This window comes from Curtobacterium sp. YC1, assembly GCF_016267665.1.
Taxonomy (GTDB): Bacteria; Actinomycetota; Actinomycetes; order Actinomycetales; family Microbacteriaceae; genus Curtobacterium.
In genome coordinates, this window is sequence record NZ_CP066341.1 from 1,803,191 (window position 1) to 1,817,241 (window position 14,051).

Annotated in this window: 13 protein-coding genes; 2 read left to right on the forward strand and 11 right to left on the reverse strand. The window is 74.3% G+C overall.

The genetic code is table 11. The features are described 5' to 3' along the window. Window positions 1-3 precede the first annotated feature (3 nt). The 3 genes from I8920_RS08505 to I8920_RS08515 all read right to left on the reverse strand — a co-directional run bounded on the left by I8920_RS08505 (window position 4) and on the right by I8920_RS08515 (window position 1,699). Window positions 4-267 (reverse strand): phosphoribosyl-ATP diphosphatase, encoded by a 264-nt coding sequence (locus tag I8920_RS08505; RefSeq protein ID WP_071256418.1) that lies wholly within the window; start codon window positions 265-267, stop codon window positions 4-6. A 101-nt stretch (window positions 268-368) separates the two neighbouring features. Next, complete coding sequence (rpe, locus tag I8920_RS08510) at window positions 369-1,028, reverse strand: ribulose-phosphate 3-epimerase (protein ID WP_198655962.1); 660 nt, start codon at window positions 1,026-1,028, stop codon at window positions 369-371. A 71-nt stretch (window positions 1,029-1,099) separates the two neighbouring features. Then, entirely contained in the window at window positions 1,100-1,699 is a 600-nt protein-coding gene (locus I8920_RS08515; protein ID WP_198655963.1) for a TetR/AcrR family transcriptional regulator, read from the reverse strand. 62 nt (window positions 1,700-1,761) lie between these two features. Here I8920_RS08515 and I8920_RS08520 point away from each other — a divergent pair, with 62 nt between their 5' ends. Beyond that, window positions 1,762-2,415, forward strand: coding sequence for an NAD(P)-dependent oxidoreductase (locus I8920_RS08520; protein ID WP_198655964.1), 654 nt, complete (start codon window positions 1,762-1,764; stop codon window positions 2,413-2,415). 24 nt (window positions 2,416-2,439) lie between these two features. Here I8920_RS08520 and I8920_RS08525 read toward each other — a convergent pair whose 3' ends face one another. The 3 genes from I8920_RS08525 to I8920_RS08535 all read right to left on the reverse strand — a co-directional run bounded on the left by I8920_RS08525 (window position 2,440) and on the right by I8920_RS08535 (window position 7,982). Next, on the reverse strand, window positions 2,440-4,014 hold the full coding sequence (locus tag I8920_RS08525) for an RsmB/NOP family class I SAM-dependent RNA methyltransferase (protein ID WP_232832700.1): 1,575 nt from the start codon (window positions 4,012-4,014) through the stop codon (window positions 2,440-2,442). Continuing rightward, a complete protein-coding gene (locus tag I8920_RS08530; protein WP_198655965.1) occupies window positions 4,011-4,946 on the reverse strand; it encodes a methionyl-tRNA formyltransferase in 936 nt (311 codons plus the stop codon). The genes I8920_RS08525 and I8920_RS08530 overlap by 4 nt, the downstream gene beginning before the upstream one ends. A 66-nt stretch (window positions 4,947-5,012) precedes the next feature. Then, a complete protein-coding gene (locus tag I8920_RS08535; RefSeq protein ID WP_198655966.1) occupies window positions 5,013-7,982 on the reverse strand; it encodes a DEAD/DEAH box helicase family protein in 2,970 nt (989 codons plus the stop codon). 147 nt (window positions 7,983-8,129) lie between these two features. On the opposite strand from I8920_RS08535, the gene I8920_RS08540 reads away from it, so the two are divergent. Beyond that, window positions 8,130-8,585 (forward strand): DUF4383 domain-containing protein, encoded by a 456-nt coding sequence (locus tag I8920_RS08540; RefSeq protein ID WP_198655967.1) that lies wholly within the window; start codon window positions 8,130-8,132, stop codon window positions 8,583-8,585. Window positions 8,586-8,699: 114 nt separating this feature from the next. On the opposite strand, the gene I8920_RS08545 is transcribed toward I8920_RS08540, so the two are convergent. The 5 genes from I8920_RS08545 to pyrF all read right to left on the reverse strand — a co-directional run bounded on the left by I8920_RS08545 (window position 8,700) and on the right by pyrF (window position 14,046). Then, on the reverse strand, window positions 8,700-10,682 hold the full coding sequence (locus I8920_RS08545; protein ID WP_198655968.1) for a primosomal protein N': 1,983 nt from the start codon (window positions 10,680-10,682) through the stop codon (window positions 8,700-8,702). Between the two features lie 8 nt (window positions 10,683-10,690). Further along, window positions 10,691-11,902, reverse strand: a complete 1,212-nt coding sequence (gene metK, locus I8920_RS08550) for a methionine adenosyltransferase (protein ID WP_198655969.1) — start codon at window positions 11,900-11,902, stop codon at window positions 10,691-10,693. 5 nt (window positions 11,903-11,907) lie between these two features. Beyond that, window positions 11,908-12,171: a DNA-directed RNA polymerase subunit omega gene (rpoZ, locus tag I8920_RS08555; protein ID WP_017887186.1), complete on the reverse strand. Its 264-nt coding sequence runs from the start codon at window positions 12,169-12,171 to the stop codon at window positions 11,908-11,910. A 70-nt stretch (window positions 12,172-12,241) separates the two neighbouring features. Beyond that, window positions 12,242-13,165 (reverse strand): guanylate kinase, encoded by a 924-nt coding sequence (gene gmk / locus I8920_RS08560; RefSeq protein ID WP_225558024.1) that lies wholly within the window; start codon window positions 13,163-13,165, stop codon window positions 12,242-12,244. After that, entirely contained in the window at window positions 13,162-14,046 is an 885-nt protein-coding gene (pyrF, locus tag I8920_RS08565) for an orotidine-5'-phosphate decarboxylase (RefSeq protein ID WP_269802226.1), read from the reverse strand. Before pyrF ends, gmk begins: the two co-directional genes overlap by 4 nt. Window positions 14,047-14,051: the final 5 nt, after the last annotated feature.

The window sequence follows — 14,051 nt, forward strand, 5'->3', positions numbered from 1 at the left end:
GGATCAGAGATGTCGCCAGACGTCCGCCGGGGTGAGCCCCTTGGCGACCATGAGCACCTGGAGGTGGTAGATCAGCTGGGAGATCTCCTCCGAGGTGCGCTCGTCGCCCTCGTACTCGGCCGCCATCCAGACCTCGGCGGCCTCTTCCACGATCTTCTTGCCGATCTGGTGCACACCGGCATCCAGTTCGGCGACGGTGCCGGAGCCGTCGGGGCGCGTGCGCGCCTTCTCGGTCAGCTCCGCGAACAGGTCGTCGAACGTCTTCACGCCGACCAGGCTACCGGTCTCCGCGGTCGCCGCCGACGCACCGTCCGGACGGGAGGCCCGGGTCGGCACCGCGGGACCGCCCGCGTCCGGCGCTCCCCCGGTCACGAGCGCGCCGCTGCGGCCGCCGCGCGCAGGTCGGCGATGCGGGCCGCCGGCTCGCCGCCGTACACCGCGGAGCCCGCCACCAGCGTGTCGGCGCCGCTGCGGACGGCCTCGGGCACGGTGTCGACCGCGATGCCGCCGTCGACCTCGAGCCAGACGTCGAGCCCGGAGGCGTCGACGGCCGCACGCGCGTCGGCGAGCTTCGGCATCACCGACGGCATGAACGGCTGGCCGCCGAAGCCCGGCTCGACGGTCATGAGCAGGATCATGTCGTAGGCGTCGAGGTGGTGCAGCACCTGGGTGATCGGGGTGCCGGGCTTGACGGCGACGGCGGCGCGGGCTCCGTTCGAGCGGATCGCGGCGGCGGTGGCCACCGGGTCGTCGGCGGCCTCGAAGTGGAACGTGACGCTCGACGCACCGGTCTCGGCGTACTTCGGTGCCTCGGTGTCGGCGTCGGTGATCATCAGGTGCACGTCGAGCGGTACCGGCGACACCTGCTGCAGGCGCTGCACGATCGGCAACCCGAGGGTCAGGTTCGGCACGAAGTGGTTGTCCATCACGTCGACGTGCACCAGGTCGGCGGTCTCGATGCGGTGCAGCTCGCGCTCGAGGTTCGCGAAGTCGGCGGACAGGATGCTCGGCGAGATGCGGATCGTCACCCGTCGAGCCTACCGGCGCGTGCCTGCCCGGCCACCCCGCACCGGTGCGCGCCGCGCCGTTCCGGGCGGTCTCAGCCGGTGCCGAGAGCGCGCGTGCCGAGGTCGGACCGGAGCATCGTGCCGAGTGCTGCTCCGACCAGCCGCTCGCCCTGCGGGCGGTCGATGCGGCGCGCGACGACGAGGGCCGCGATCCCCTGCATGGTCGCGGCGAACAGGAGCTTGAAGGTGGTCCGGGGGTCGTCTCCGGGATCGACCGGTGCGGTGCCGAGCGCGCCGTCGAGCACGGCGAACAGCGACTCGGCGGCGGCGCGGACGGGCCCGGACCGACCCCCCGTCGACGCCTGGAACATGAGGTCCATGAGCGCCGCGTCGTCGATGGCGAAGTCGACGTAGGCCATCGCGACCCGGCGGAACCGGTCGTCGAGGTCCGCCGAGCCGGAGAGCGCCCGTCGCACCGCGGCGGTCAGTCGCTCGAAACCGAGCACGGCGAGGGCGTCCACGAGCGCCTGGCGGTCGACGAAGTGGCTCCGCGGGGCACCGTGACTGACCCCTGCGCGGCGCGCCAGGTCGCGGAGGGACAGCCCGTCGACGCCGTCCTCGCGCAGGACCGCGACGGCCTCGTCGAGCAGCACGGCCCGCAGGTTCCCGTGGTGGAAGGGACGCTCCGGCATGGGGAGAGCCTACCGCGGTACTAGGCATTGCCTATTTTCTAGTCAGTGCCTAGATTGGGCGCATGACACTTCGAGAGCACCTGCTCGTCTTCGGCGCCACGGGCCAGACCGGCCAGCACTTCACCCGCCTCGCACTCGATTTCGGACACCGTGTCCGCGCCGTCGCCCGGACGCCGTCGAAGCTGGCGGTCCAGCACGACGACCTGCAGGTCGTGCAGGGCTCGGTCACCGACGGCCTCGACCTCGACGCGCTGCTCGACGGCGTGACGGGCGTGGTCGTGATGCTCGGGGACGTCGCCGCGCAACGCGAGCGACCGGTCAACACGGCGTTCGTCCGCGAGCTCGTTCCGGCCATGCGCCGGAGCGGCACCCAGCGGTTGCTGTACCAGGCCGGTGGGCTGAGCGCGCCTCCCGGCAAGCGGCTCGCGCCGCTGCTCCGGCTCGTCCGGTCGACGCTCGCGCGGGAGTACCTCGGGCAGCACGCGGACAACGAGTCGGTGATGCGCTACCTCGACGCCGAGGCGCAGGACATCGCCTGGACGGTCCACCGCGCCGGCATCGGCTCGGACGGCCCCGCGAAGGGCGAGCTGCGCCGCTCGGCGCGGTGGATCAGCATCGGCACCTTCCGGGACTGCGCTGCGTACAACCTGCGCGCCCTGTTCGACGAGACGGCCGTGCACACGTGCGACGGCAGTGCCTATCGACGGTCGCGCTGAGACGATCCCGGGTCGGCGGGCTGGTCAGTCGACGCGGCGGAACAGCGCGATGAACATGGCGTCCGTCCCCACCCGGTGCGGCCAGAGCTGCACGGTGTCGCCGTCCGCCACCCGCGGGTCGCGCGCGGCGACGCCCCGGACGACCGACGCGGTGTCGAGCTGTTCGAGCAGGTCGCCGTGCCGCCGCATGAGCGCGTCGACCTGCCCCCGGGTCTCGGCCAGGTGCGGCGAGCAGGTCACGTACGCGAGCGTCCCACCGGGTGCCAGCACCCGGACGGCCGCGTCGAGCAGTTCGGTCTGCAGGGCCGCGAGCTCCTGGACGTCCTCCGGGACCTTCCGCCAGCGCGCCTCCGGCCGACGCCGCAGGGCGCCGAGTCCGGTGCAGGGTGCGTCGAGCAAGATGCGGTCGAAGGTCAGTCCGGTGCCGTCGCGCCCGTACCGCCGGGCGTCGCCCTCGACGACGCGGACGTGGTCACCGAACACCTCGAGCGCGTTCCGCACGAGGCCGGCACGCGCCGGCACCAGTTCGTTCGCGACGAGGGTCGCGCCGCCCTGCTGCGCCTCGGCCGCGAGCAGCGCCGCCTTGCCGCCGGGGCCGGCGCACATGTCGAGCCACCGCTCCCCCGCGCGCACCGCGGACGACCGGCTGAGCGCCAGCGCGGCGAGCTGCGACCCCTCGTCCTGCACGCGCAGGCGACCAGCGGCGACGCCCGGCACGCGGGCCGGGTCGCCGGAGATGCCCCGGATCCCGACGGGCGACACCGGTGACGCGTCGGCCTCCGGCACCGGGTCGACGGTCCGGACGGGAGGCACGGTCCCGGTCGCCCCGTCGGCCTCCGGTTCGTCGTCGGCCGCCACCAGGGCCGCCGGTGCGTCGCCCGCGCCGGTCGCGTCCACGAACGCGGCGTCGTCGGCGCCGTCGGCGTCCGGCTCGGTGCGCGCGGTGGCGGCGGCGACGTCCTCGTCGGTGGCGAGTCCGGGCAGCGCCGCGAGCTGCACCCGCGGCGCGGCGTTGTCGGCCGCGAGCAGGGCCGCGAGCTCGTCGCGGGAGCGCTCGGCGGCCAGGGCGTCGCGCAGTGCCGAGACGACCCAGGTCGGGTGCGACCACCGCGTGGCGAGCAGGGCGTCGCCGCCGCGCCCCTCGGTGATCAGGGCGTCCCACTCGTCGTCGGTCCGGGCGGCGATCTTCCGCATCACGGCGTTCACGAAGCCCGTCGCCCGGCGGGCACCGACCTCGCGTGCGAGTTCCACCGTGGCGTCGACCGCGGCGTGCGTCGGCGTCCGCATGGCCAGCAGCTGGTGGGCGCCGAGGCGCAGGACGTCGAGCACGTCGGCCTCGATGTTCTCCGCCCGACGGCCGGACGCGAGCGCGATGACGACGTCGTAGCGGCCGAGCATCCGGATCGACCCGTAGGTGAGCTCGGTCGCGAACCCGGCGTCGCGGGCGGAGAGACCGGCGCGGCGGATGCGCGTCGGCAGCAGCAGGTTCGCGTAGGCGTCGTCGACCTGCACGGCGCGGAGGACGTCGAAGGCGACGCGACGGGCGTTCGCCGGACGGGGGCCGCGGCGGGCCCCCTGGTGCTTCGTCGGCTGGCTCATGCGAGGACCTTCCCGTCCAGTGCACCGAGGCCACGGGCCCAGGCGGCGGCGTCCATCGCCTTCTTGCCCGCGGGCTGCACCTCGAGCAGCACCAGCGGCGTGTCGGCGGTCCCGACCAGCAGCCGACCGCCGTGGAGTGCGAGCGCGCCGGGCGCGAGCTGCGGGGCGGGGTCCCCCGTGCCTCCCGACAGGCGGGTGCTGCGGAGCAGCTTCACGCGGGTCTCGCCCAGGTGGGCGAACGCACCGGGCTCTGGTGTGACCCCGCGCAGGTGCGCGTGGACGGCGGCGGCGGGCGCTGCGAAGTCGATGCGGCCGTCGTCGATGGTCAGCTTCGGTGCGAGGCTCGGCGCACCGGACTGGTCCGTCGCGACGGCGGTGCCGGCCGCGATGTCGTCGACCACGCGGGCCACCGTCTCGGCACCGGTCTCGGCCATCGCGGCGAGGACCTCGCCCGCCGTCGCCTCCGGGTCGATGACGAACGGGTCGGCCGCGTACACCGGTCCGGCGTCGAGCGCCTCGACGAGCTGGAACACCGTCGCGGCGGTGTGCGTGTCACCCGCCATCACGGCGCGCTGCACCGGAGCGGCGCCGCGGTACGCCGGCAGGTCGGAGAAGTGCAGGTTGACCCATCCGTGCCGCGGGGCGTCGAGCGCCGGGCGGCGGAGCAGGGCGCCGTACGCGACGATCACACCGAGGTCGACGTCGAGCTCCGCGATGCGGGCGGTGACGGCGTCGTCGACCCGGCTCGCCTCGATCACCGGCAGCCCGAGCTCCTCGGCGACGACGGCCACCGGGGTGGGCGTCAGGACACGCTTCCGGCCCTGGGGCGTCGCCGGCCGCGTCAGGACCGCGGCGATCTCGTGGTCGGACGCCGCCAGACGGCGGAGGGTGGGGACGGCCGCAGCGGGGCTGCCGGCGACGACGAGACGCATGGGTTCGATCCTCCCACGAGCGCCGGGCCGACCGGCACGGTCACGCTCGGTCGGCACGGGCCGTCGTCAGGACCACTGGTCGCGCAGCGACGGCGGAGTCCGTGTCGCACCGGAGTCGCGTCGTGCGCGGAGCAGCAGGACGAGCGACCCCGGTGAGTCGATCTCGTGGAGCCGGCAGGGACCGACCGAACGCTCCCAGTCGGCGGCGAAGGCCTCGGCGTCCTCGCGCCGCCGGCCGATGCCGGTCGGCACCGCCAGGGAGCGGCCGCCCCGGGTGAGTCCGCGCGCGATCCACAGGGCGAGCGCGAGCAGCGGCGCCCGTCGGAGGCGCGCCGGTGACGCGCGCCCGGTCTCGAGCAGGAACCGCGGCGTCCGGACCGGGCCGAACAGCTCCGCGAGCGCGTGCGTGACCGTGCGGCGGTCCTCGACGCTGCCGCCGACGGCCTCGAGGGTGAACGACAGCGTCACCCGACCCGCCGTGTGCGGGGTGACGCGGATGTCGCCCTCGCCGTACGCGGGGATGCGTCCGGCGCGGTGCAGGCCGTCCACCACGGCCCGGACGGCGCCCCGGTGCCCTCCGGCGGTGTCGATCCGTTGCCGGAGCGCGGTGCCGAGCTGGCGCGCGACCGGCCAGGCGACCACGATCGCGGCCACCACCACGGCGGCGGTGCCGACCACGCCGGGGACCGCTCCGGCCCGCCAGAGCTCCACGAGGACGCGCAGCGACTGTCCGACGACGGCGAGCACGAGCGCGAGCACGGCGGCCATCACGGCGGCTGCGGTCGGTCCGGTGGTGAAGGGGGCGGCGTCGGGTTCGTGCAGGACGGCCGCGGTGCTCTCGCGGTCGGCGTAGGGCTCACCGATGCGCCAGGCTGCGTGGGTCTGCTCGCGCGGCGGCAGGATCGCGGCGAGGTCGTCGTCGAGCGCCCGCACCGTCTGCCGCCGGTCCTTCGCCACGAGTGCGGCGAGGCGCAGGGCGTGGCGGTCGCTGAGGGCGGTTCCGGTGCCGCGGACGACCTGGGTGTCGTCCTCGCGCAGGAGTCCCCAGATCTGCTCGTGCTTGCGGTGCATCCGGCTGACGTCCGGGGCCGCGAGCAGGGGGACGTCGGCGGGGAGGACCGTCGTGATCGTCCAGTTGTGCGCCACCTTGCGCGGCCAGGCGGGGTCGAGGCGGAGCGTCCGGCCGCGGAGCTGCTGGGTGGCGGACGAGGTCGCGACGGCCGTGAGGTCGATCAGGGTGTTCGCGGCCGGGCAGTCCCAGCCCTCGCCGAGGAGGCCGCGGGTCCCCACGACGAGACGGGTCGTGGCGTCGGTCAGCAGGACCGAGACGGCGGCGATGACCGCGGCCGACCCGGCGCCGGCGGTGTCGACCGCCAGGACGTCCGGTGCGCCCTCCACCGGGGTGACGGTGAGGTCGGCGTCGAGGTGTCGGCGGAGCGCGGGCAGCAGGACGTCGGCGTCGCGGGCGGCGATCCGCAGGTGCTTCGCGGTGACGAGGACCGGGTGCAGACCGGCGAGGGTCGGGTCCGCGGCGACGGTGGCGAAGGTGCGGAGGGCCCCGCCACTGCGCGCACCGGTGCCGCGGGCGTTCCCGTGGGTGGCGTGGTCGGTCACGACGACGGCCCGCAGGTGGTCGGCGCTGTCCTGCTCGAGCTCGAGCCGCAGGATCTCGCCGACGGCGGTGTCCTTCGCCGCGGACGAGGCGAGCACGGTGTCGACCGGGTCCCGGCCGCGCCGGACCCCGCGGTCGGTCAGGGTGAAGCCGAAGTCGACGATGGACCGCTTGATGCGGTGCCACTGCTCGGCTCGTCCGGGATCGGGCAGCACCCGGTCGAGGGCGTACCGGGCGAGGATCCGGAGTCGTTGCTCGGCGTCCGGGGCCGTCCGGGCACCCGGGTGCACGAGGGCGAGGACGGGGTGCTCGGGACGGACCTCGGCGAGCATGCGCGCGGCGGACTCCGCGACGGCGAAGTCGGCGTCGAAGGCGCGGGCGAGCCGGGCCTCGGACGCCGTCCCGCTCGGACGGTCGCGGTCGCCGTCAGGGTCGTCGAGCGGCGGCTGCAGGGTGTGCACGAGCCAGTCGACCCCGTCCGGGTCGTCGAAGGTCGTGCTCACGAGGGCCGCGAGCCGGTCCTGGTGGTCGCGGAGGAACGTGCGCTCCTCGTCCGTGGGTTCGACGAACCAGACGTGGTCGCGGTACGGGGCGAGGTTGCCCTCCTTCACCACGGCCGGCGTCGGGACCTCGTGGTCGACGTCGCCGAGCAGCGCGGTGTAGTTGTCGTGCGCGTCCCGGTCCTCGGTGGACGGCAGGGTCGCGGTGAGCCCGATGAGCAGGGGCTCTCGGCCGCTCTGGCGGATGCGTCCGGCGAGGTACGCGACCACGAGCGCCCAGTGGTCGAGCAGGTGGTGGCACTCGTCGAGCACGATGGTCTCGACGCCGTGGGCGACGAGCCGGTCGACGAGGGCTCGGGCGTTCGGGTGCAGTGCGGTCTCGAGGAGCGCGGGGTCCTCGCGGGCGAGTCGACGTCGGACCGCCCGCGAACGCCGGGCGATGCCCTTCCGGTACGCGGCCCGGTTCGCGGCCTCGAGCTCGACGAGCCACGCGGACGCACCGTCCTCGTCGCGGCCGCCCTCGACGAGTTCGCGCTGCCAGTCGGCGCGAGCGAGCTCGGTGAGGGGCTTGCCCGTCTCGAGGACCGAGAGCATCTGGTAGGTCAGCGCGGTCAGGTCACCGGGGTGCTCCGGGTCCTCGGACACGGTGACGGCCGGGCCGCCGTCGGTGGTGCCGAGGGCGGCCGCCGACGCCGCCCACTGGGAACGGATCGTCGCCGTGGGTGCGAGGGCGAGCGCCCGGGCGCCGTGGCGTCCGGCGAGCAGCAGCCCGAGCAGGGTCTTGCCGGAGCCGGGCGGCGCGACGACGTGCACCGGGTCCCCCGGCACGACGGGCACCCGGTCGAGCACGTCCTGCTGGTAGCGCCGCAGTGTCCCCTGGTGGCGCCAGCCGCTGAGCGGACCGCCCCGTTCCCCCGTCGTCACCCCACGAGTCTGCCACGGCCCGTCCGGCCTGCCCGAGCGGCGGCGGGCACCGCGTGCGGTCGAGCCCGGGTGTCCGGTGCGCGCGGCCTGCGCACCGACTGCGAGCGGGGTGCGTACCGTCTGCCACACCAGATCAGGGAGGGCACCATGTCCGATGTCACCACGTCCACCAACCGCTACGCCGGTTCGTCCATCCAGAAGGCCACGCTCGTCGTCGGCATCGTGTTCCTGCTCGTCGGCATCGCGGGGTTCGTCCCGGGGCTGACGACGGGTGACCTCGCGGGCGCCGGGCACGAATCGATGGGCATGCTGCTCGGCATCTTCCAGGTGTCGGTGCTGCACAACGTCGTGCACCTGCTGTTCGGCATCGTCGGGCTGCTCGCCGCCGCACGCGCGTCGGGTTCGCGGATGTACCTGGTGATCGGCGGGATCGTCTACTTCGTCCTGTGGATCTACGGCCTGTTCACCGCCGGGCACAGCTCGGGCGCGAACTTCGTGCCGCTGAACAACGCCGACAACTGGCTGCACCTGGTGCTCGCCATCGGCATGGTCGCCCTCGGCGTGGTGCTGCCGCGCGAGCGTCGCCGGCCCGTCAGCGCCTGACGGACCCCGCACCGGTCTGACGCGACACCGCGTCGGACCCGGAACGACACCGCCGACGTCGCACGACGTCGGCGGTGTCGTTCTGCGTCGGGGCATCGCGGGGCCGCCCCCGGGTCAGACCTCGGAGAACGGCTCGGCGTCGTCCAACCGCACACGGAGCGTCGGAGCGGCCCGCCGCCGGTTGCCGCCCTTGATCACCCGACGGGTGGACGAGCGCCGGATCACCTCGGCCTTGAGCGTCGCGGCGACCTCGGCACCGTGCGCGTACGGGAACCGCACGATCGCCCGGACCGTACCCGGCAGGGCGTCGTCCTCCACCGGCACCGGGCCGAGCACCGGGCCGACGACGGCGTCGCCCAGCGCCTCGACCGCCGCGGTCACGGCCTCGTCGGTGCCGGTCATCGTGGCGACCCGGACCGCGGGCGGGAAGTGCAGCTCGCGGCGGTCGGTGAGTTCGTCGTGCGCCGGGCCGTCGAGCCGCCACAGCGCCATCGCGGAGGCCAGCCGCCCGCCGATCCCGACCAGGTACACCTCGGCACCGGGCGCCGCCTTGGCCGCCGCGTTCGTCCAGAAGCGGAGGACGTCCTCCTGCACCCGCAGCCCCTCGCGGGCGAGCATCTTCTCGCCGTCGAGCAGCAGCACGCACGCGTAGCCCCCCGGCACCGACGGCTCGGCCCCGCGGGTGGCGACGACGACCGACGGCTTGGCGGGCACCTCGTCCAACGGGCGTGACCCGTCGGCGACCACGATCCGGGTGCCGGGGAAGGCCCGACCGAGTTCGTCCGCCGTCCGCTGGGCGCCCTGGCCGACCGGCTTGACGGTGCCGTTGCCGCAGGTCGGGCAGCGGAACCCGACCGCCAGGGCACCGCAGAACCGGCACTGCGGCGTCGCTCCGCGGTGCGGGGTCCCGAGCGGGCCGCCGCACACCCGGCAGTGCGCCCGCTCCCCGCACTCGGCACAGACCAGTCCGGTGCCGAAGCCGGGGCTCGCGACCTGCACGAGCACGGGCCCGTGCTGGCTCGCCTCGCGCGCGGCACGCCAGGCGGTGCTCGGGATGCGCGCCTGGGCTGCGAAGCCCTCGGCGCCGGTCTGCTGCACCGTCGGGATGACCTTCGGGGCCTTCACCCGGTGGGGCGCGACGTCCTGCAGCCAGTGCAGCTCGACCAGGCGCTGCACGTCGGTGCTGCGGGCGTGCGACACGAACAGCAGCGCTGCCCCGGACTGCGCGGCCCGCACCAGGGCGACGTCACGCGTGTGCACGTAGGGCGCCCGCTGCTCGATGAACGAGGCGTCGCCGTCGTCCCACATCGCGATCAGCCCGAGCTCCGTCGCCGGCGCGTACACCGCGGTGCGGTTGCCGATCGCCACGACCGCGTGGGTCCGGGCCTGCAGCAGGGCCTTCGCCCGTTGCCCGTTCGTCTGCTTCGCGTCGAACCGCACCACGCGTTCCGGGGGCAGCACGGCGAGCAGGGCCCGCTCGAGGTCGGTGACGTCGCGGAAGTCCGGCACGGCGATCACGGCCGACTGCTCGGCGGCCACCGTGTGCGCGGCGGTCTGCGCGAGGGTGGCGGCCCACCCGGGCACCCAGACCGGTGCGTCCGCGTCACCCAGCGCCACCGGCTGGGGAACGGCGGCGACCGCAGCGCGTCCGTGGTCGGCGACCAGGGCCTCCAGGACGCCGTCGGCGTAGCCGGAGACGGGCGGAGCGGTCACCGGCGGGGGCGACCAGGATGTGTCGCGAGCGAGCCAGGCCTTCTCGGCGCGCACCTGTCGGGGCGGGACGGCCAGGCGCAGGACGTCGGAGGCGACGCCGGCGGCACGGTCGGCGACGGCGCGTGCGAGGGTCCAGATCTCCGGCGCCAGGACGGGCACCGGGGACAGGACGGCCTCGATCTGACTGAGCTCACCGGGGTACTCACCCTCGGTGACGATCTCGACCACGTACCCGTCCGACATCCGGGCTCCGGTGCGCAGTGGCACCTTGACGCGGACCCCCGCCACGCAGTCGTCCTCGATCTCGGCCGGCACCCGGTAGTCGAACAGACGGTCCAACTGCGGGAGCGGCGAGTCGAGGACGACGCGCGCGACGGTGGTCACGCGGTGCTTCAGACGGTCGCGGTGACGAGTCCTGCGGCAGCGCGGAGTTCCTCGACGCGGTCGAGCTGCTCCCAGGTGAAGCCGGGGAGTTCGCGGCCGAAGTGGCCGTACGTCGCGGTCTGCGCGTAGACCGGCCGGAGCAGGTCGAGGTCGCGGATGATCGCGGCCGGGCGCAGGTCGAACACCTGGCGGATCGCGGCCTCGATCGTGGCGTCGTCCACGTGACCGGTGCCGAAGGTCTCCACGTAGAGCCCGACGGGCTTCGCGCGGCCGATCGCGTACGCGACCTGGACCTCGAGGCGGTCGGCGAGCCCGGCGGCCACGGCGTTCTTCGCGACCCAGCGGAGCGCGTAGGCGGCCGAACGGTCGACCTTCGACGGGTCCTTGCCGCTGAACGCGCCGCCACCGTGACGGGAGGCCCCGCCGTAGGTGTCGACGATGACCTTGCGGCCGGTGAGCCCGGCGTCGCCCTGGGGGCCACCGATCTCGAAGCGGCCGGTCGGGTTCACGATGACGTCGACGTGCGACGAGTCGAGGTCGACCAGGTCGAGGACCGGACGGATGACGTGCTCGGTGATCGCCGCGGTGAGGTCGGCCAGCGAGACGCTCGGCGAGTGCTGCGTCGACAGCACGACCGTCTCGACCGTCTTCGGCACGACGCCGTCGTAGCCCACGGTGACCTGGGTCTTGCCGTCGGGGCGCAGGAACGGCAGCTCGCCGGACTTGCGGACGGCGGCCAGACGCTCGGCCAGGCGGTGCGCGAGCCAGATGGCGACCGGCATGTACTCGGGCGTCTCGTTCGTCGCGAACCCGAACATGATGCCCTGGTCGCCGGCGCCCTGGCGGTCGAGCGGGTCGACCGCACCGGTGCGGGAGTCGAGCGACTCGTCCACACCCTGCGCGATGTCCGGCGACTGCGCACCGATCGACACCTCGACACCACAGGTGGCGCCGTCGAACGAGACGTCCGACGAGTTGTAGCCGATGCCGGTGATGACGTCACGCACCAGCTTGGGGATCTCGACGTAGCCCGAGGTCGTGACCTCGCCGGCGACGTGCACGAGCCCGGTCGTGACCATCGTCTCGACGGCGACGCGTGCGTTCGGGTCGACCGTCAGCAGTGCGTCGAGGATGCTGTCCGAGATCTGGTCGCAGATCTTGTCGGGGTGCCCCTCGGTCACCGACTCGGACGTGAAGAGGCGGAGGGCGGCTGCAGTCACCGGGATCAGTCGGTGGGCTGCTGCTGCTTGGTGACGGTGAGCTTGTCCTCGTTGATCTCGTGGAGCGCGACGGACAGCGGCTTGTCGTCGATCGTCGAGTCGACCAGCGGGCCGACGTTGTCGAAGAGCGAGCCCTCGTGCAGGTCGGCGTAGTAGTCGTTGATCTGGCGCGCACGCTTCGACGCGAAGATGACCAGCGCGTACTTCGACTCGACCTTGCTGAGCAGGTCGTCGATGGGCGGGTCGATGATGCCCTGGGGGTTGGCCATGGTGTCTCCTGTCGACTGCGGATGTCAGGGGCGCGGCACCCGGCGGGAGCCCGGCACGCGCGTGCACCCGTCAGGGCGCAGAGAACAAGTCTACGACCTCGCGTGCCGCGGTGCCGACATCGGAGTTCACGATCCGCACGTCGAACTCGTCCTGCGCCGCCAGTTCGACCTTCGCGGTCTCCAGACGACGTGCCTGCTCCTCGGCCGACTCGGTGCCGCGGCCGATGAGCCGGCGCACCAGCTCCTCCCACGTCGGGGGCAGCAGGAAGACGAGCACGGCCTCGGGCATGGCGTCACGGACCTGCCGCGCGCCCTGCAGGTCGATCTCAAGCATGACCTTCTCGCCGGCGTCGAGCGCGCGGTCGATCGGCGGCCGCGGGGTGCCGTAGCGGTACGAGTTGTGCACGGTCGCCCACTCGAGCAGCTCGCGGTCGCGGATCATCCGGTCGAACTCGGCGTCGTCGACGAAGTAGTAGTGCACGCCGTCGACCTCGCCGGGGCGGGGCTTCCGGGTGGTGGCCGAGACGCTCAGGTTGACGTCCGGGTACTGCTCGCGGATGTGCGCGCTGACCGTGCCCTTGCCGACCGCGGTCGGGCCGGCGAGCACGACGAGCTTCGAGCTGCCGCGCTTGCGGCCGCGTGCGGCGAGCCAGTCGGCCAGGGCGGTCCGCTGCCGGCTGCCGAGTCCCCCGAGGCGCTTCGACGACGCGATGCGCAGGCTGCCCATGATCGCCTCGGCGCGTGCCGGGCCGATGCCGGGCAGGCTGACGAGCAGGTCACGGACCCGGAGCGACCGCTCGGCCGAGGTCGTCTCGACGAGCGAGTCGTCCCACGCGGCGCGCGCGACGTCGAGGGCCGAGCGCTCCCCCGACGCGATCGCGGCCTTCACCGCGGCCCGGGCGCGTCGGGCCGCCACGGCGGCCTGCGCCGCCGCGACCCGGTCGACCTCGGGCGGGACGCGGTGCGCGGGCAGGTCCTGGTGCTCGTCGGTCACGCGGCGGCCCCGAGCGCGGCACGGATCCGGTCGGCGCGGTCGGCGACGGACGCACGGACCCCGTCCGGACCGTCGGCGAGCAGGCCGCGCGACTCGCTCACGAGCACCTGCTCGGCACGGGTGCCGTACAGGGCGCGGAGGTCCTCGATGCGGGCGCCCTGGGCACCGAAGCCCGGCGCCAGCACCGGCGCGGTGCCGATCGCGTCCGCGTCGATGCCGAAGTCGGCGAGGTGAAGGGTGGCGCCGAGCACGAGCCCGACGTCGCCCAGGGCCTGATCGCCCACGGACCGGTTGTCGTCTGCCACGTCCACGACGATACCGGCAGCGACCGTCCGGCCGGTACGCGGCCCCTCGGCCAGCACCGCGGTCTGCAGCACCCGGGCCTCGGGGTTGCTCGTCGCCGCGAGCACGAACACCCCGGCGCCGTTCCGCCGTGCGACGTCGATCGTGCCCGCCAGCGAGCCGTACCCCAGGTACGGCGACACCGTCATCGCGTCCGCCGCGAACGGGCCGTCGCGATCGAGCCACGCGAGCGCGTAGTCGTCACCGGTCGTCCCGATGTCGCCCCGCTTCACGTCGGCGACGACCAGGAGGCCCGTATCGCGTGCCCGACGGATCGTCGCGTCGAGCGCACGGTAGCCCGCCACCCCGGCCGCCTCGAAGAACGCGACCTGCGGCTTCACGATCGCCGCGCGGCCGGCGGCCGCGTCGACCAGGGTCGCGCCGAAGGCGGTCAACCCCTGCTCGTCGCGGCCGAGCCCCCACGCCGCCAGGGTGGCGGCGTGGGGGTCGATGCCGACGCAGAGCGGTGAACGCTCGCGCATCGCGGAGGCGAGACGGTCGCCGAAGGGGGCCGGGCCTCCCGTCCGGGTCGTGCCCACGCTCG